This is a genomic window from Paucibacter sediminis (assembly GCF_030254645.1).
Lineage (GTDB): Bacteria > Pseudomonadota > Gammaproteobacteria > Burkholderiales > Burkholderiaceae_C > Paucibacter_B > Paucibacter_B sediminis.
Genome location: NZ_CP116346.1, coordinates 2981399 through 2997246, shown reverse-complemented (window position 1 = coordinate 2997246; position 15848 = coordinate 2981399). Strand labels below are relative to the sequence as shown.

Annotated in this window: 19 protein-coding genes; 9 read left to right on the top strand and 10 right to left on the bottom strand. The window is 68.7% G+C overall.

Annotation, left to right across the window (positions count from 1 at the left end; all coding sequences use genetic code 11):
- Positions 1-332: 332 nt before the first annotated feature.
- From PFX98_RS13920 to PFX98_RS13910, 3 genes are all read right to left on the bottom strand, one after another.
- Entirely contained in the window at positions 333-911 is a 579-nt protein-coding gene (locus PFX98_RS13920) for a GNAT family N-acetyltransferase (protein ID WP_285231103.1), read from the bottom strand.
- Positions 912-939: 28 nt separating this feature from the next.
- Entirely contained in the window at positions 940-2301 is a 1362-nt protein-coding gene (locus PFX98_RS13915; RefSeq protein WP_285231102.1) for an MFS transporter, read from the bottom strand.
- Positions 2302-2616: 315 nt separating this feature from the next.
- On the bottom strand, positions 2617-4242 hold the full coding sequence (locus PFX98_RS13910) for a gamma-glutamyltransferase family protein (RefSeq protein WP_285231101.1): 1626 nt from the start codon (positions 4240-4242) through the stop codon (positions 2617-2619).
- A 186-nt stretch (positions 4243-4428) separates the two neighbouring features.
- On the opposite strand from PFX98_RS13910, the gene PFX98_RS13905 reads away from it, so the two are divergent.
- The 7 genes from PFX98_RS13905 to PFX98_RS13875 all read left to right on the top strand — a co-directional run bounded on the left by PFX98_RS13905 (position 4429) and on the right by PFX98_RS13875 (position 9707).
- On the top strand, positions 4429-4761 hold the full coding sequence (locus PFX98_RS13905) for a hypothetical protein (protein WP_285231100.1): 333 nt from the start codon (positions 4429-4431) through the stop codon (positions 4759-4761).
- Between the two features lie 64 nt (positions 4762-4825).
- Positions 4826-5104 carry a hypothetical protein gene (locus PFX98_RS13900; protein ID WP_285231099.1) on the top strand — a complete coding sequence of 93 codons (279 nt, stop codon included), beginning with the start codon at positions 4826-4828 and terminating at the stop codon, positions 5102-5104.
- Positions 5105-5269: 165 nt separating this feature from the next.
- A complete protein-coding gene (locus tag PFX98_RS13895; protein ID WP_285231098.1) occupies positions 5270-5839 on the top strand; it encodes a hypothetical protein in 570 nt (189 codons plus the stop codon).
- Positions 5836-6531, top strand: coding sequence for an ABC transporter ATP-binding protein (locus PFX98_RS13890; protein ID WP_285231097.1), 696 nt, complete (start codon positions 5836-5838; stop codon positions 6529-6531). Before PFX98_RS13895 ends, PFX98_RS13890 begins: the two co-directional genes overlap by 4 nt.
- Positions 6528-7736 (top strand): ABC transporter permease, encoded by a 1209-nt coding sequence (locus tag PFX98_RS13885; protein WP_285231096.1) that lies wholly within the window; start codon positions 6528-6530, stop codon positions 7734-7736. The genes PFX98_RS13890 and PFX98_RS13885 overlap by 4 nt, the downstream gene beginning before the upstream one ends.
- A gap of 10 nt (positions 7737-7746) precedes the next feature.
- Positions 7747-8478, top strand: a complete 732-nt coding sequence (locus tag PFX98_RS13880; RefSeq protein ID WP_285231095.1) for an outer membrane lipoprotein-sorting protein — start codon at positions 7747-7749, stop codon at positions 8476-8478.
- A gap of 5 nt (positions 8479-8483) precedes the next feature.
- Positions 8484-9707, top strand: coding sequence for a hypothetical protein (locus tag PFX98_RS13875; RefSeq protein WP_285231094.1), 1224 nt, complete (start codon positions 8484-8486; stop codon positions 9705-9707).
- On the opposite strand, the gene PFX98_RS13870 is transcribed toward PFX98_RS13875, so the two are convergent.
- From PFX98_RS13870 to bfr, 3 genes are all read right to left on the bottom strand, one after another.
- Positions 9704-10081, bottom strand: coding sequence for a VOC family protein (locus PFX98_RS13870; RefSeq protein ID WP_285231093.1), 378 nt, complete (start codon positions 10079-10081; stop codon positions 9704-9706). The two genes, PFX98_RS13875 and PFX98_RS13870, sit on opposite strands and share 4 nt — an antisense overlap.
- Before the next feature lie 3 nt (positions 10082-10084).
- Entirely contained in the window at positions 10085-10294 is a 210-nt protein-coding gene (locus PFX98_RS13865; RefSeq protein ID WP_285231092.1) for a (2Fe-2S)-binding protein, read from the bottom strand.
- Positions 10295-10383: 89 nt separating this feature from the next.
- Positions 10384-10860, bottom strand: coding sequence for a bacterioferritin (gene bfr, locus PFX98_RS13860; protein WP_285231091.1), 477 nt, complete (start codon positions 10858-10860; stop codon positions 10384-10386).
- A gap of 124 nt (positions 10861-10984) precedes the next feature.
- Between bfr and hemP the strand changes: the two genes are divergently transcribed.
- Together hemP and PFX98_RS13850 are read left to right on the top strand one after the other, a co-directional pair.
- Positions 10985-11191, top strand: coding sequence for a hemin uptake protein HemP (gene hemP, locus PFX98_RS13855; protein ID WP_285231090.1), 207 nt, complete (start codon positions 10985-10987; stop codon positions 11189-11191).
- 52 nt (positions 11192-11243) lie between these two features.
- Positions 11244-12686 carry an aldehyde dehydrogenase family protein gene (locus PFX98_RS13850; RefSeq protein ID WP_285231089.1) on the top strand — a complete coding sequence of 481 codons (1443 nt, stop codon included), beginning with the start codon at positions 11244-11246 and terminating at the stop codon, positions 12684-12686.
- Between the two features lie 24 nt (positions 12687-12710).
- Here the strand turns inward: PFX98_RS13850 and PFX98_RS13845 are convergent, their stop codons facing one another.
- From PFX98_RS13845 to PFX98_RS13830, 4 genes are read right to left on the bottom strand one after another with little or no spacing between them, the layout of a single operon-like run.
- Entirely contained in the window at positions 12711-13748 is a 1038-nt protein-coding gene (locus PFX98_RS13845; protein ID WP_285231088.1) for a S49 family peptidase, read from the bottom strand.
- 5 nt (positions 13749-13753) lie between these two features.
- On the bottom strand, positions 13754-14140 hold the full coding sequence (locus PFX98_RS13840; protein ID WP_285231087.1) for a Rieske (2Fe-2S) protein: 387 nt from the start codon (positions 14138-14140) through the stop codon (positions 13754-13756).
- Positions 14133-14792, bottom strand: a complete 660-nt coding sequence (locus PFX98_RS13835) for an HAD-IA family hydrolase (RefSeq protein WP_285231086.1) — start codon at positions 14790-14792, stop codon at positions 14133-14135. The genes PFX98_RS13840 and PFX98_RS13835 overlap by 8 nt, the downstream gene beginning before the upstream one ends.
- The gene (locus tag PFX98_RS13830; protein ID WP_285231085.1) at positions 14789-15742 is read right to left on the bottom strand and encodes an RluA family pseudouridine synthase; all 954 of its coding nucleotides are present in this window, start codon (positions 15740-15742) and stop codon (positions 14789-14791) included. The genes PFX98_RS13835 and PFX98_RS13830 overlap by 4 nt, the downstream gene beginning before the upstream one ends.
- Between the last annotated feature and the right edge of the window lie 106 nt (positions 15743-15848).

Sequence of the window (15848 nt, the reverse complement as noted above, 5' to 3'; positions counted from 1 at the left end):
TTGCGCGCGCGACCCAGGCCGGCAGGCACTCGGAGTACGCCCGTGGCATGAGGGGCGCGCACAAGCAGCGGTGTTGGCAAAGCACTGGGCGGGTGGCTGCGGTGGCCCTCTTGCGCTGCCGAGGAGCACAGGACCTTGTGGCCGCGCGCGTACTCGCGCGCCTCAAGCACTGGATTGGCGCAGCTTGTCTGAACGGAGCGAGCCGCAGGTGAGCGCAGTGAGTTGTGCGCCGGGCCGCGAGGGCCGAGCACCGCAGGGGAGCCCGAGCGACGCGAGGGCCTGCGCATCCGGGCCGCAGCGGCCACCTGCCCAGGGCTTTGCCGCCAGCCGCCCTACGCTATGCGTGCGTACACGCAGGTATTGCGCGGCTCGCCGTTCACGGTCAGCGCATCCTGGCGCAGCACGCCCTCGAGTTCATAGCCGCAACGCTCGGCCACCGCGCGACTGCGCAAGTTCAGGTCATCCATGCGGATCTCGACCCGACGTGCACGCAGGCTCTCGAAGGCCATGCGCGTGAGCGCCTGTACCGCCTCGCTCACATAGCCCTGGCCGAGTGCGCTGCTGCGTATCCAGTAGCCGATCTCGAAGCGTCGCACCTCCCAATCGAGCCGATGCAGGCCGGTGCCGCCCAGCAGGCGGCCGGCGCGGCCATCCTCGCCCTTGCGGTAGATCTGGTAGACCAGATCGCGGCGCAGGATGAAGTCGGCCTGCATGCGGCGCATCACCGCCTCGCTGTCTTCCACCGTGGGCGCGAGCTGGGCCCAGGGCATCCAGGGCTTGAGGTGTTCGATCGATTCGGTGACGGCCGCCGCCAGGGCCTGGCCCAGGCCGGCGCGCGGCGCCGCCAGCACCAGCCGCTCGGTGACGATCTCTTCGGGAACCTTGATCAGGATGGGGTCAGGTGTTGTCATGCGGGAGGGGTTCGATCATTCTTCGTCTTCACTTGCTGGGGGCCCAGTCGGGGTCGATGCGGCCCGGCTGGGCCTCGGCGCCCAGCGCGGGCTCAGGCTCGCCGCTATCGATGCTAGGCAGCTCGCGCACCTCGCGGATGGCGGGCACGCGCAGCGCCACCGCAGCCACCGCCAGCGCGCCCAGGCCGGCAAACAAGAGCGCGGCGCGCAGGTCCACATACTCGCCCAGCCAGCCGCCGATCAGGGCGCCGGGGCCGGCAGGGATCAGGATCAACCAGCGCATCGTGCTGGTCATGCGGCCCAGCATCGGCCCGGGCGTGACCGCCTGGCGCAGCGAAAGGAAGTTGATGAAGATCAGCACCGCGCCGACGCCAAAGGCAAACAGCATGAAGGCAAAGGCCGCGATGCCCAGCTCATTGGCCGGCGCCAGCCCCAGCGTCAGCCAGCCCAGGCCGCACACCGCCAGGCCCAGGATCAGGCAGGGGCCCGGCCCCATCGCCTTGGAGATGCGATGGCCGAATATGCTGGTGAGCACCGTGCCCACGCCCAGTGCCACATAGCTCAGGCCCACGGTCTGGGCCGACAGCCCCAGCACGCGGGTGGCGAACAGGATCTGCACCACCTGGGCGGCGTTGTTGAAAAGCTGCCAGCCACCCACCGTGCAAGCCAGGCTGATGAGCAGGCGCCTGTTGCGCACAAAGGCCACGCCAGCCTTGAGGTCGCGCCAGAAATCCGCGCCGCTGGTCTTGTGCACCTCTTCCTGCACCTTGATGCCGCGCAGGATGGTGGCCGAGACCAGCACCAGCACCGCATCGGCCGCCAGCGCCATGGGCGCGCCCAGCAGCTTGATCAGCAGGCCGGCAATGCCGGGCCCGGCCACCTCGGCGCCCGATGAGGCGAGCGAGTTCTTGGCATGCGCCTCCACCAGGCGGTCGCGCGAGACCACCTGGGTCAGCACGATCTGCGCCGCGCTGCCGGCCAGGGTGTAGACCGTGCCCAGCACCAGACCCACCGCATACAGCCAGGTCATCGACAGCCAGCCCATCCAGGCGGCCAGCGGCACGGTGGCCACCGCCACCGCGAGGATGGACTCGCCCACCACATAGACCGGCAGCTTGCGCACGCGGTCCAGCCACACGCCGCCGGGCAGCGAGAACAGCACGAAGGGCACGATCTCCATGGCGGTGAGCAGGCCCATCTGCGTGGGGCTGGCATGCAGCAGCACCGCCGCGGTGAGCGGCAGGGCCAGCATGGTGATCTGCCCGCCCAGCGAGCTGATCAGTATCGAAGTCCAGAGCCGGCGGTAGACCATGTCGCGCAGCAGATCCCCGGGTGGCAGGGTGAGCGCAAGTCTGAGCCGGTCAAACCAGGAGATGGCCTGGGTTTGCATGGGAATCACTCCAACAGCAGGCGCCGCGCCTTGTGAGCGCTACGCCGGGCCCGCGCAGCGGGCATAAGTACGGAAAACGCGAAGCCGGCGTCAGGAGCCGGCGGGCCACGCGGCGCGCGTTGTTGCTATCAATGCGGCGCGGGCGAGTGCCCAGACCGGCGCGCGCGCACGCCGCCGGCACGGGGTGTGCGCGTTCGGGTGCGGTCCAGCAGCTTGGTCATGGGTTTCAGTGCAGGGGATTGCGGAGCATGGTAGCAGCGCGGCTTGACGCCCAGCAAGTCCCAGAAGTATGGGCGGTGCGCTGGGCGTGCGCGCTCAATAGCCCACCGCGGCGCCATCCCGGCGCGGGTCGCTGGCGGCCACATAGCCCTCCACGCCCGGATCACCCAGGCGCCAGATGAACTGGCCGGCGCCGAAGTCCTGGTAGCTGTCGTGGATGTCGCCGATCTGGTGGCCCAGCGCGCGCAGGCCCTCGATGGTGACCGGCGGCATGTGCGGCTCGACGTTGATGGACAGGCCCTCGTTGAAGCGCCAGCGCGGCGCATCGCAGGCGGCCTGCGGTTGCTGGCCATAGTCCAGCATGCGCACCAGGGTCTGCATATGGCCTTGCGGCTGCATATTGCCGCCCATCACGCCGTAGCTCATCACCGGCTGGCCGTCCTTGGTCAGGAAGGCGGGGATGATGGTGTGGAAGGGGCGCTTGCCGGGCGCCACCACGTTCGCGTGGCCCGTCTCCAGCGTGAAGCAATGGCCGCGGTTCTGCAGCGAGAGCCCGTAGCTGGGCACGACCAGGCCCGAGCCGAAGCCCATGTAATTGCTCTGGATGAAGCTGACCATCATGCCGCTCTCGTCCGCGGCGGTGAGGTAGATGGTGCCGCCCTTGACCGGGTTGCCGGCCTTGAAGTCCTGCGCCAAGTCCATGCGCACGAGCTTGGCGCGCGCGGCAAGATAGCCGGGGTCCAGCAGCTGTTCCACCGTCACCCGCATCGCGCTGGCATCGGCCACATAGCGATAGACATCGGCGAAGGCCAGCTTCATGGCCTCGATCTGCAGATGCTGCGAGGCCACGCCGTCCACCGCATGCGCTGGCAGGTCCAGGTGCTTGAGGATGCCCAGCGCGATCAGCGCCGCGATGCCCTGGCCATTCGGCGGGATCTCGTGCAGGGTGTGGCCGGCATAGTCCTGCGAGATTGGCTTGACCCACTCGGGCCGGTAGGCCGCGAAGTCGGCCGCCGTCATCGCGCCGCCGGTCTCGTTGGCAAAGGCTTCCACGGCGGCCGCCACCTCGCCGCGATAGAAGGCCTCGCCCTTGCTCGCCGCAATCAGGCGCAGCGTGCGCGCCGCGTCCGGGAACTTGAACAGCTCACCCACCGCGGGCGCGCGCCCGCGTGGCAGAAAGGCCTGGGCAAAACCGGGCTGACGGGTGAGCTCGTCGACGGCCGCGGCCATCGCCCATTTGCTCTGCACGATCACCGGCACGGCATAGCCGCGCTCGGCAATCTCGATCGCCGGTGCCATCAGGTCGGCGAAGGGCAGCTTGCCAAAGCGCTCGCTCAAGGCCACCCAGCCTGCCACCGCGCCGGGCACCGTCACGCCGCCCCAGCCGCGTTTGGGCGGCACCTTGGCATCGGCGCCATAGGTCTTGAAGAAGTACTCGGGCGTCCATGCCGCCGGCGCCGTGCCCGAGGCGTTCAGGCCGTGCAGCTCCTTGCCATCCCAGAGGATGCAGAAGGCATCCGAGCCCAGGCCATTGCTGCAGGGCTCCACCAGGGTCATGCAGGCGGCGGTCGCGATCGCCGCGTCCACCGCGTTGCCCCCCTGGGCCAGCATGCGCAGACCGGCCTGCGCGGCGAGCGGATGCGAGGTGGAGACCACGTTGCGCGCGAACAGCGGGCTGCGCTGACTGGGATAGCCGGCGGACCAATTGAAGTGTGAGCTCATGGCACTGCTGGTGGATGGAACGATGCGCCATCTTGCCTCATCGGCGTGCCAGGCAAGACCTGACCCCAGGCGGACCGTGCGATGGGTGTGCGGTGTAACGCTTTGCAACGCCTAGGGTTAACGTCAACTGCCGGGGTCAGGGCCTCGTTGTGGAGTGGCAAGTTCAACAACCCTGGAGTGATCCAAATGAATGCTCTGAAGACCGCCCTGATCCCTGCTCTGCTGGCCCTGTCCACCGGCCTGGCGATGGCGCAAAACCCCGGAGCCACGGCAACTCCTGCGCCGACCACAACGCCCGCGACGGCGGCCACGACCGCGGCTCCCGCCGCCACCACGGCACCCGCCGCGGTGAAGGCCGAGGCCAAAACCGAGTTGAAGGCCGAGTTGAAGACCGCCGCTGCGACCACCGCCGAAGCCGCCAAGCCCGCCGTGCACGCCAAGAAGCATGCGAAGAAGCACGCGGCAAAGCCAGCCGCGGCCGATGCCGTCAAGGCAGACGCGCCGGCCAAGAACTCCTGAGCTGGGCCGCGCCCGGACTTCAAGCCCTGTTGACATCCTGAACCAGACGGAAAGAGAACACACCATGAACAAGACCACCCTGATCGCCGGCCTGCTGACTGTTTGCGCCGCTGTCGCCCAAGCCCAGACGCCGGCCCCGGCCGCAGCCCCCGCCAAGATGCCGGCACCGGCGGCCACCGCCACGGCAACCGCCGCCACGCCGGCCACGCCAGCGACCGCCGCCACACCCGCAACCCCGGCCGCTTCCGCTGCCAAGGCCGAGGCCAAGGCAGCACATGCAGCCAGCGCCGCCAAGCCCGCGGTGAAGGCCGAGCCGGCCAAGACCGAAGCGCCCAAGAAGTAAGACCACTCGCCCCCCGTTTGCGAGACCCGCCCTGGTGGCGGGTCTTTTCTTTGGCGCCGCAAAACCGTCGCTTCGCGCCGCGCGGCTTGGTCCGGTCGCATCGCGCTGGGGCGCCCGGGCCTGGCTGCCTAGGCTGAGCGCACTTTCACTCAGCCACCAGCCATCATGAGACCCAACCCAGCCATCACCACCCTGCTGAGCCTCGCCGCCACGCTCGCCCTGCTGCATGGGCCGGCCCGCGCCTTGAGCGAGACCGAGTTCCAGGAGGCCTTCCAGCAATTCAACCAGGCCACCCAAGGCCACAGCGAGCTGATCGAGGCATCGGCGGAGCGCTTCACCACGCTCTCCAAGGCCGAGCCCGCGCATCCGCTGCTGCGCGCCTATGCCGGCGCGGCCACCTCGCTGCGCGCCACCACCACCCTGCTGCCCTGGAAGAAGATGAGCTATGCGGAGGATGGGCTGGCGCAGATCGACAAGGGCCTGGCCCTGCTCGGCAAGGAACATGAGCAGCAGCGCGTGCGCGGCACGCCGGTGAGCCTGGAGACGCGCTTCGTCGCCGCCAACACCTTTCTGGGGCTGCCCGGCATGTTCAACCGCGGCGCGCGCGGCAGCCTGCTGCTGCAGGAGATCCTCAAGGACCCGCTGTTCGCCAGCAGCCCGGCGGGCTTCCAGGCGGCGGTGCGGGCGCGTGCGGCCAAGCAGGCCGGCGCCGAGCCGAAGGCGGCGCAGCCATGAGCGCCACCCGCGATCCCATCATGAGCTTGCGCGGCGTGCGCAAGACCTACCGCCTCGGCGAGCATGTGATTCCGGCCCTGCAGGGCGTGGACCTGGATGTGCCGGCGGGCGAGTTGCTGGCCCTCACCGGCCCGTCGGGCAGCGGCAAGAGCACCTTGCTGAATCTCTGCGGCCTGATCGACAGCCCCGATGAGGGCCAGGTCTTGCTGCGCGGCCACGCCGTGGATGCGCGCGCCGAGCGCGCCGCCACGCTGCTGCGCCGCGATGCCATCGGCTTCGTGTTCCAGAGCTTCAACCTTGTGCCGGTGATGACGGTGGCGGAGAACGTCGACTACCCGCTCTTTCTCGCCGGCGTGGCGGCCGGCGAGCGCGCCACGCGGGTGGCCGAGGCGCTGCGCGCGGTGGGCCTGCACGAGCATGCGGCGCACCGGCCGGACGCGCTCTCGGGTGGCCAGCGCCAGCGCGTGGCGATCGCGCGTGCGCTGGTGAAGCGGCCCGCGCTGGTGATCGCCGACGAGCCCACCGCCAGCCTCGATTCACACACCGCCGAGACGATGGTGGACCTGATGCGCGAGCTGGCCCATGGCCAGGGCACCAGCTTCATCATCGCCACCCACGACGCCCGCCTGACGCGCCGCTGCGACCGCGTGGTGGCGCTGCTGGACGGCAAGACCACGGAGACCCTGCAATGAAGTGGCTCAAATTCGCCTGGCTCAACAGCCTGCGCAACCGCCGGCGTTCGCTCGTCACCTTGGGCATTGCCGCACTGGGCACGGCCGCCATCCTGCTGGCGGGCGGCTTTGCCATCTTCACCTACCAGAGCCTGGCCCAGGCGGCGGCGCGCGGCACCGGCCATCTTGTCGTGGCCAGCCCGGCGCAGTTCAACAAGGACGAGGACACCCCGCTGCAATACGGCCTGGACGACTGGCAGCGGCTGCGCACGCGGATGCTGGCCGACGAGCAGGTGCGCCAGGTGCTGCCACGCGTCGAGTTCAGCGGCCTGATCTCCAACGGCGAGAAGTCCACCGTGATGATGGCGGCCGGCATCGACGCCGACGCCGAGTTCGCCATCAAGGGCCCGTTCCTGCAGATCCGGGCCGGCCAGGTGCTGAGCTCGACCCAGCAGCGCGCGGTGATGCTGGGCGAGGGCTTGGCGCGCAGCCTCAAGGCCAAGCCCGGTGATGCGCTCACGCTGCTGGCCAGCACCACCGAGGGCGCGCTGAACGCGATCGATGTGCAGGTGGTGGGCATCTTCTCCACCGGCATCGCCGAGATGGACAAGCGCTCGCTCTATCTGGACCTGGCGAGCGCCCAGGCTCTGCTGGCGACGCAGCGCGTCTCCTCGCTGGGCGTGTTCCTCGATCGCATGGAAAGCACGCCGGCCGCGCAGGCACGCATGCAGGCGCTGGCGCCGCAGCTGGAAGTACGCACCTGGGAGCAACAGGCCAGCTTCTACCGCAGCGTGAAGCAGCTCTACAACCGCATCTTCGGCGCGCTGGGCGTCATCATCGGCGTGATCGTGGTGTTCGTGGTCAGCAACGCGATGGCCATGGCCATCATCGAACGCACCCGCGAGATCGGCACCCTGCGCGCGCTCGGCACCCTGCCCTCGCAGCTGCTGCAAAGCCTGGCGCTGGAGGGCATGCTGCTGGGCGGCGGCGGCGCCTTGCTGGGGGCCCTGCTGGCGCTGGGCTTGAGCCTGCTGCTCTATGTGCTGCCGGTGGAAATGCCGCCGCCCCCCGGCTACTCGCGCGGCTACCCGCTGCAGGTGGCGATCGATGCGGGCCTCTATGCCGCCACCCTGCTGGCGATGCTAACCCTGGCCATGCTTGCCTCCGCCGCGGTGGCCCGCAAGACCGTGGCCAAGCCCATCGTCGACGCCCTCGCCCATACCTGAAGGATTGGCCATGAAGATAAAGACCATAGTTTTGCTGACGCTTGCGCTGGGCCTTGGCACAGCCCAGGCCGCCGATGTGGCTGCGCTGCTGCGCGATGCCGACCGCTACCGCGCGGGCGCCGATCAGCAGCAGATCGACACCCAGGTGGAGGTGTTGAACGCCGACGGCAGCATCGAGAAGGAGCGCCGCTACACGGTGCTGAGCCAGCCCGGCCACCGCTCGCTGGTGCTGATGCAAAGCCCCGCCGAGAAGGGCCAGAAGGTGCTGATGCTGGGCGACGACTTCTGGCTGCTGATGCCAGGCAGCCAGCGCCCCATGCGCATCACGCCGACGCAGAAGCTGCTGGGCGACGCCTCCACCGGCGACATCGCCACGCTCTCCTGGGCCGAGGACTACGAAGGCGAGCTGCTGGGCGAAGAGCGTTGCGGCGAGGCCGCCTGCCTGCACCTGAGCCTGAAGGCCAGGCGCAAGAGCGTGAGCTACCAGCGCATCGAGCTGTGGGTAGGCAAGCAGCGCCACGAGCCGCTCCGGGCCGAGCTGTATGTGCAGTCGGAGAAGCTCGCCAAGCAAGCGAGCTTCGTGCTGGACAAGGCCCAGTCCATGGTGCTGGAGATGGCCTTGCAGGATGCGCTCAGCAACAAGAAGCTGACCCATGTGCGCTACCTGGCACGCAAGCCACGGCAGGTGCCCGAGGCCTGGTTCAACCCGATGTTCCTGGCGCGCAGCCCGAGTCTGGAATGAGGGCCGTGATCCCATCCGCCCTGCTCGCGCTGGCCCTGCTGACCGGCAGCGCGCGTGCCGAACTGACTGGTCAGCTGCGCGGCCAATGGCAGGAGCGCAGTGCGGCCGCGCTAGGCCCGCTGGCCGCGGCGAACGCGCTGCAGGCGGGCACCGCCCCGCAAGCCGGCAGCGGCGCCTTGCTGGATGCGGAGTTGCGCGCCTCGGCCGGCCCGCTGACGGCGGCGCTGAGCCTGCAGCACAGCCGCCTCGACGGCCTGCCGCCGCGCTCCACGGCGGCGCTGCAGGAGCTCTACCTGTCCGGCGAGGCCCTGGGCTGGCAATTCAGCGCCGGGCGCAAGCTCGTCGCCTGGGACGTGGGCTACGCCTTCCGGCCCAACGACGTGGTGGCGCAGGAAGAGCGCCGCACCCTGCTCTCCAACATGCCGCGCGGCCGGCCCTTGCTGCAGGCCGAGTATTTCAGCGCCGAGACGGCCTGGAGCCTGGTCTGGGTCAACCCCGAGCCCAGGCAGCAGGCGCATTTCGGCGACGAGCAGGCGCTGGCCTTGCGCGTCTACCAACGCCGCGGCGCGCTGGACCTGCACGGCTTCGCACGCCTGGGCGAGCACACCCATGAGAGCCTGGGGGCCGCCGCGGCCTGGGTGGCCAGCGACAGCATCGAGCTGCATGCCTCCTGGCGCTACGCGCGTCGCAACGAGGTCTGGCGCAACCGGAACGGCACGGCCGCGCTGTTGCCCGCCTCCCCGTGGCAGGTCGAAGCGCTGGGGCGGCGCCAGCAGGCCCTGCTTGGCGCCAGCTGGACCGGCGAAAACCGCCTCAGCCTGATGGCGGAGGCCTGGTGGGACGGCAACGCGCTCAGCGCCGCGCAATGGCGCGACTGGGCGAACCTCAACGGGGGCTTGAGGGCCATCGCCAGCCAGCTGCCGGCGCCGCTGCAGGGTGCCGCGGCCGGCAACCTGGCCTGGCAGGCCCAGGCCTTTGGCAACAGCAGCCTGCGCCGCCGCAATGTGTTTGTGCGCCTGGCCTGGGATCACGAGGCCTGGCAACCGGCGCTGGACCTGCTTTACACGCCCGAGGACGGCGGCCGCATCGTCACCGCCTCGCTGGCCTGGACCGGCAATCGCTGGCGCATCGACGCCGGCCTGCGCAGCTGGGGCGGGCCGGCTGCCAGCGTGATCGCACAGCTGCCACAGCGCCGCCTGGCCTATCTGGCCAGCAGCTGGTCGTTCTAGCGGCGCTCTTCCATCAGGCCGACGAGATTGCCGTCGGGGTCGCGCACAAAGCCCATCCAGAGCTCGTGGTCGGGCATGCGCGCCACCAGATGCGGGGCCGACTCGGCGCGGGCGCCGCGCGCCAGCAGCTCGGCATAACGTTCTGCGAGCGCGTCCACGCGGAAATACAACACCGAGTTGGCACCCACCGCGCCATGCCTTTGGGGCGTGCTGAGCATCAGCCGCACGCTGCCCATCTGCAGGAACGCCAGCTCGGGCCCGGCGGCAAAAAGAAAGGGCAGGCCCAGGGCGTCGCGATAAAAGCCCAGCGCCGCATCGACGTTGCTGACCGTCTGCGCGACCTGTCCGAGTTCGGGTGCCTTGCCGCTGCTCATGGCTCAGGCCGCTTGGGCTTCGCGTGCCGCGGCGCAGGGGCAGGCTTGCCGCTCCAGGGCCTCGTCGAACACCGCACGCGCGCAGTCATGGCAACTCCCGCAGCCCGAGGCCAGCCGGGTCTCGTCCTGCAAGACCTCGAAATTGCGCAGGCCCGCATCCACGGCCCGGCGGATATCGCGGTCGGAAACACGGTGGCACAGACAGATGATCATGGCTTGCGACAGGAGCTGCGGCGAATGGCTCATATCCTATCGCAAATGCGAACGGTTCTCAATACATGATTGAAAACCCCTGCACGCCCTCAGCTTGCGCTGCCAAGCTGGCTCTGCAGCCAGTTCTGCTCGCCCACCTGACCCACCAGCGCGATCTGGGTTTCCAGATGGTCGATATGCTCCTCGGTGTCGCTTAGGATGGCCTCGAGCACCTCGCGCGAGACATAGTCGCGCACGCTCTCGCAATAGGCGATGGCGTCCTTGAGCAGGGGGTGCGAGCCCATCTCGATCTTGAGGTCGCAATGCAGCACCTCCACCGCCGTCTCGCCGATGAGGAGCTTGCCCAGGTCCTGCAGATTGGGCAGGCCTTCGAGCATCAGGATGCGCTCGATCAGCTTGTCGGCATGCTTCATCTCTTCGATGGATTCCTGGTACTCATGCTTGGCCAGCCCCTCGTAGCCCCAGCTCTTGAGGATGCGGGCATGCAGGAAGTATTGGTTGATCGCGGTCAGCTCGTTCTTCAGCTGGGCGTTCAGGTATTCGATGACCTTGGCATCGCCTTTCATATCGCTCTCCTTGCACCGGGCAGGCACCGATTGTGCGGGCCCCGGCCGGCGACGGGAAGTCTCCCGGTTGACCCGCGCCCGGCAAATTCACTATTGCGAATGGTTCGCATTTATCATGCTTGCCATGATCAAGGTCAAGCAACACCGCCCAAGCCCCCTCGCCCCGGAAGAAGGCGGCGGCGCGCCCGCCAAGGATGCAACTACCCCGCCCTTGCGGCGCCTGTGCAGCAGGCAGTTGCTGGGCGACGCGCGCGAACTCGAGATCGCCCATGGCGATCAGGTCTATCGTCTGCGCCTGACCTCGCTGGGCAAGCTGATTTTGACCAAATAGCGTTCGGCTCTGGCGATTAGATATATCTACAATATCCCAAAAAGGAGCTCCGATGACCCCGACCCCGCACGCCAATTTCATCGCCGGTCAATGGCTGACCGGCGCCAGCAGCCGCGCCAATATCAACCCCTCGGACACGCGCGACGAGATCGGCCGCTATGCCCAGGCCGACACCGCCCAGACCGAGCTGGCGATCGCCGCCGCCCACGCCGCTGCGCCCGCCTGGGGCCTCTCCACCCCGCAACAGCGCGCCGACGCATTGGACCGCATTGGCAGCGAGATCCTGGCCCGCAAGGACGAGCTGGGTGAGTTGCTGAGCCGGGAGGAGGGCAAGACCCGCCCCGAGGGCGTGGGCGAGGTGGCGCGCGCCGGTGCGATCTTCAAGTTCTTCGCCCAGGAGGCGCTGCGCCAGCGTGGTGACAAGCTGGCCTCGGTACGGCCGGGGGTGGAGATCGAGGTCACGCGCGAGCCGGTGGGCGTGGTGGGTCTGATCACGCCGTGGAATTTCCCCGTAGCGATTCCCGCCTGGAAGATCGCGCCGGCCCTGGCCTTCGGCAACACGGTGGTGTTCAAGCCGGCCGAACTGGTGCCGGGCTCGGCCTGGGCGCTGGCCGAGATCATCAGCCGCGCGGGCCTGCCCGAGGGCGTCTTCAATCTGGTGATGGGCCCCGGCAGCGTGGTGGGCCAGGCCCTCTTGAACGATGCGCGCGTGCAGGCGCTGAGCTTCACCGGCTCGGTGGGCACCGGCCAGCGCGTGGCCCAGGCCGCGGTGATGCGCGGCGCCAAGTTCCAGCTGGAGATGGGCGGCAAGAACCCGCAAGTCGTGCTGGACGATGCCGACCTAGCCACCGCGGTGAACTGCATCGTGCAGGGCGCCTTCTATTCGACCGGCCAGCGCTGCACGGCCTCCTCGCGCATCATTGTCACCAAGGGCATCTACCCGCGCCTGCTGGAGGCGCTGGCGCAGGCCACGCGCGAGCTGCGCGTGGGCCATGCGCTGGCCGCAGGCACGCAGATTGGCCCGGTGGTGGACGAAAGCCAGCTGGCCCAGGATCTGCGTTACATCGCCATCGCTCGCGCCGAGGGCGCGCGCCTGGTGGCGGGCGGCGAGGCACTCGGCCTGGAGGCGCCTGGCCACTATCTGCAGCCGGCCCTGTTCGCCGACTGCGACAACGCCATGCAGCATTGCCGCGAGGAAATCTTCGGCCCGGTGGCCAGCCTGATCCCGGCCGAGAACTACGAACATGCCCTCGAACTGGCCAACGACACGCCCTTCGGCCTGGCCAGCGGCATCTGCACCGGCTCGCTCAAGCATGCCAGCCACTTCAAGCGTCATGCCCAGGCCGGCATGGTGATGGTGAACCTGCCCACCGCCGGGGTCGACTACCACGTGCCCTTCGGCGGCCGCAAGGGCTCCAGCATGGGCTCGCGCGAACAGGGCAGTTACGCGGCCGAGTTCTACACCAGCGTCAAGACCAGCTATCTGCAGCCCTGAGGAGGCTGCAGCTGAGGGCGCCGGTCAGCGCAGCGGTGCCAGGCTGCGCACCGCCTTCACCGCGCCCTCGCCCATGGCCGCGCCAAAGCGCTTGGCCAGGCGTTCGGCGACGTTGTCGCGCGGCGTGTAGTCGATCACTTCCTCGGCCTTGACCACCTCGCGCGCCACGTAGTCGAGGTTGCCGAACTCGTCGGCCAGGCCCATCTTGACGGCCTCCTCGCCGTTCCAGAACAGGCCGGAGAACATCTCGGGCGTCTCGTGCAGGCGTGCGCCACGGCCTTCCTTCACCACCGTGATGAACTGCTGGTGGATCTGGTCCAGCATGGCCTGGGCATAGGCGCGCTGCTTGGCGTTCTGCGCCGTGAAGGGGTCCAGCATGCCCTTGTTCTCACCGGCGGTGAGCAGGCGCCGTTCGACGCCCAGCTTCTCCATCAGGCCGACAAAGCCGAAGCCGTCCATCAGCACGCCGATCGAGCCGACCATGGAGGCCTTGTCCACATAGATCTCGTCGGCGGCCGCGGCGATGTAGTAGGCGCCCGAGGCGCACATCTCCTCCACCACGGCGTAGACCTTCTTGCCATGCTTGGCCTTGAGGCGCTTGATCTCGTCATAGACGATGCCGGCCTGCACCGGGCTGCCGCCGGGCGAGTTGATGCGCAGCACCACCGCCTGCGCGCCGTGGTCCTCGAAGGCGTTCTTGATGGCTGAGAGCAGCAGCTCGGCGCTCGCCTCGGTATCGGCCGCGATCTCGCCGCGCACCTCCACCAGGGCGGTGTGCGGCGTATTGGTCGAGCTCACATGGTGGCGCTGCGAGAACAGGCTCCAGGCCACGAACACGAAGAAGGCCAGCCAGGCCACGCGGTAGAAGGTCTTCCAGCGCCGATCGCTGCGCCGGTCCTTCAGGTACTCGGTGGCGAAATGCTCCAGCAGCTTCTCGTAGGCATTCGGCGCCGCCGGGCGTGCCGCGGCGGCGGCGCTGGGCGCGTCCAGCGTGCTGAGGATGTCCTCGGGATTGGCGGTGGCATCCGGCACGGGGCGCGGCAGTTCATCATTGGGATTCATAGGGCTCAGTCTTCAAAGGCCGGCTTGGTGTCGCGGGAAGGATACCAATAGACCTGGCCCTCGCGCTCCTGCACCTCGATCTTGGTCAGTCCGATGCGGCCGCACATGCCGGTCACGCAACGTCCGGAGAGTGGGTCGTAGACCGCGCCGTGGATCGAGCACATGATGTACTGCTTGTCGCTGTCGAGGAACTCGCCCTCCTGCCAATCCATCTCGGTGGGCACATGGGCACAGCGGTTCAGATAGGCCACCACCTGGCCCTCGAAGCGCAGCGCAAAGGCGCGCGCCGGCTGGCGGTACTGCAGCACGTCGAAGCTGTGTGCGCGACCGCGCTCCTGCAGCTCGGCCGAGGGGCACAGGGGGATGGGTTGGATGTCGTCGGTCTCAGGCATGTTCGAGCAGCCAGCGCTGCAGGTCGGGCACATCGTGGGCGATGTGCAGGGGTTCAAACGCATGGAAGCTGGCGTGATCGTGCGCGCCATAGCTGACGCCAAGCCGTGCGGCGCCGGCGTTCAAGGCCAGCTGCAGATCGTGGGTGGTGTCGCCAATCATCAGGGTGCGTTCGGGCGCGGCGCCGAACTCGCGCATCAGCTCGTGCAGCATGCGCGGATCGGGCTTGCCGGCGGTCTCGTCGGCGGTGCGGCTGCCGTCGAACACACCCTGCAGCTGCACCGATTGCAGTGCCTCGTCCAGGCCCCGGCGGCTCTTGCCGGTGGCGATGGCCAGCCAGTGGTGGCGCGCCTTCAGCGCCGCCAGCAGCTCAAGCACGCCCTCGAACAGCACCACCTCATGCTGGGCGGCGAAGTAATGGTGGCGATAACGCTGGCCCAGCTCGGCATAGCGCTCGCGCGGCAGATCGGGCACCACGCGCGCCAGCGCGTCGTAGAGCCCCAGGCCGATCACATAGGCGGCATCGGCGGCTTCCGGCACGGGCAGCCCCAGGTCGCGCGCCGCGGCCTGGATGCAGCGCGTGATCAGGGCGGTGGAGTCGAACAGGGTGCCGTCCCAGTCGAACACGATCAAATCAAACTGCTTGGGTGTCATGGTTGCGCGCGCAGGGCCGCGATCAAGTTCTCACATTCAGGCGGCAAGGGTGCCAGCAACTCGATCTCCGCGCCGCTGGCGGGGTGGATGAAGCGCAGGCGCTTGGCGTGCAGAAACATGCGGTCGAAACGCAGCGCGCCGCGCGCCATCGCGCGGTTGGCCTCGAAGTCACCGTACTTGGGGTCGCCCACGATGGGGTGACCCTCATGCGCCAGGTGTACGCGGATCTGATGGGTGCGGCCGGTCTTGATGGTCACGTCCAAGAGGCTGTGGCCCGGCAAACGCTCGACCACCTTGACCAGGCTGACGGAGCGCTTGGCCTGCTCGGCCTGCGGATCGTGCGAGTTCGTCACCGCCCTCACCCAGCGCTCACCGTCCGCGCCGGTGAATTTCAGCAGCGCCACATCGATGACCTTCTTGTTCGCCGCCCACTCGCCCGTCACCAGCGTCGCATAGGTCTTGCCCGTTTCACGCTCGCGGAACTGGTCCTGCAGCTTGGTGAGCGCACTGCGCTTCTTGGCGATCAGCAGCAGGCCCGAGGTCTCCTTGTCGAGCCGGTGCACCAGTTCCAGGAACTTGGCCTGCGGCCGCGCCTGACGCAGCTGCTCGATGACACCGAAGCTCACGCCCGAGCCGCCATGCACCGCCACGCCGGCGGGCTTGTTGACGGCAATCAACTGCTCGTCCTCGAACACGATCGGAAATTCCTTGGCCGGCACGAACTTGGCGGCCTCGTCCACCACGCGCTCGGGCAGGCGCACCGGCGGCACGCGCACCACATCGCCCAAGTTCAGGCGCGTATCGGCATGCGCCCGGCCCTTGTTCACGCGCACCTCGCCGGCGCGGATGACGCGATAGACATGGGTCTTGGGTACGCCCTTGAGCTCGCGCAAGAGGAAGTTGTCCAGGCGCTGGCCTTCCGAAGCTTCGTCGATGGTGAGCAGGCGCACGGCCGGCGCCGGCGCCGGTGCCGCTACTGGCGCGGGCGCCGCCGCGCTCGGTTTCGGCGCGGGTACGGGCTGGGCGGGCCTTGCTGGCGAGCGCGCCGCGCTGCGG

Excerpts from the sequence above, each read along its gene's own strand:
- PFX98_RS13920 (WP_285231103.1), bottom strand. The coding sequence starts at position 911 with ATGACAACACCTGACCCCATCCTGATCAAGGTTCCCGAAGAGATCGTC.
- PFX98_RS13915 (WP_285231102.1), bottom strand. The coding sequence starts at position 2,301 with ATGCAAACCCAGGCCATCTCCTGGTTTGACCGGCTCAGACTTGCGCTC.
- PFX98_RS13910 (WP_285231101.1), bottom strand. The coding sequence starts at position 4,242 with ATGAGCTCACACTTCAATTGGTCCGCCGGCTATCCCAGTCAGCGCAGC.
- PFX98_RS13905 (WP_285231100.1), top strand. The coding sequence starts at position 4,429 with ATGAATGCTCTGAAGACCGCCCTGATCCCTGCTCTGCTGGCCCTGTCC.
- PFX98_RS13900 (WP_285231099.1), top strand. The coding sequence starts at position 4,826 with ATGAACAAGACCACCCTGATCGCCGGCCTGCTGACTGTTTGCGCCGCT.
- PFX98_RS13895 (WP_285231098.1), top strand. The coding sequence starts at position 5,270 with ATGAGACCCAACCCAGCCATCACCACCCTGCTGAGCCTCGCCGCCACG.
- PFX98_RS13890 (WP_285231097.1), top strand. The coding sequence starts at position 5,836 with ATGAGCGCCACCCGCGATCCCATCATGAGCTTGCGCGGCGTGCGCAAG.
- PFX98_RS13885 (WP_285231096.1), top strand. The coding sequence starts at position 6,528 with ATGAAGTGGCTCAAATTCGCCTGGCTCAACAGCCTGCGCAACCGCCGG.
- PFX98_RS13880 (WP_285231095.1), top strand. The coding sequence starts at position 7,747 with ATGAAGATAAAGACCATAGTTTTGCTGACGCTTGCGCTGGGCCTTGGC.
- PFX98_RS13870 (WP_285231093.1), bottom strand. The coding sequence starts at position 10,081 with ATGAGCAGCGGCAAGGCACCCGAACTCGGACAGGTCGCGCAGACGGTC.
- PFX98_RS13865 (WP_285231092.1), bottom strand. The coding sequence starts at position 10,294 with ATGATCATCTGTCTGTGCCACCGTGTTTCCGACCGCGATATCCGCCGG.
- bfr (WP_285231091.1), bottom strand. The coding sequence starts at position 10,860 with ATGAAAGGCGATGCCAAGGTCATCGAATACCTGAACGCCCAGCTGAAG.
- hemP (WP_285231090.1), top strand. The coding sequence starts at position 10,985 with ATGATCAAGGTCAAGCAACACCGCCCAAGCCCCCTCGCCCCGGAAGAA.
- PFX98_RS13850 (WP_285231089.1), top strand. The coding sequence starts at position 11,244 with ATGACCCCGACCCCGCACGCCAATTTCATCGCCGGTCAATGGCTGACC.
- PFX98_RS13845 (WP_285231088.1), bottom strand. The coding sequence starts at position 13,748 with ATGAATCCCAATGATGAACTGCCGCGCCCCGTGCCGGATGCCACCGCC.
- PFX98_RS13840 (WP_285231087.1), bottom strand. The coding sequence starts at position 14,140 with ATGCCTGAGACCGACGACATCCAACCCATCCCCCTGTGCCCCTCGGCC.
- PFX98_RS13835 (WP_285231086.1), bottom strand. The coding sequence starts at position 14,792 with ATGACACCCAAGCAGTTTGATTTGATCGTGTTCGACTGGGACGGCACC.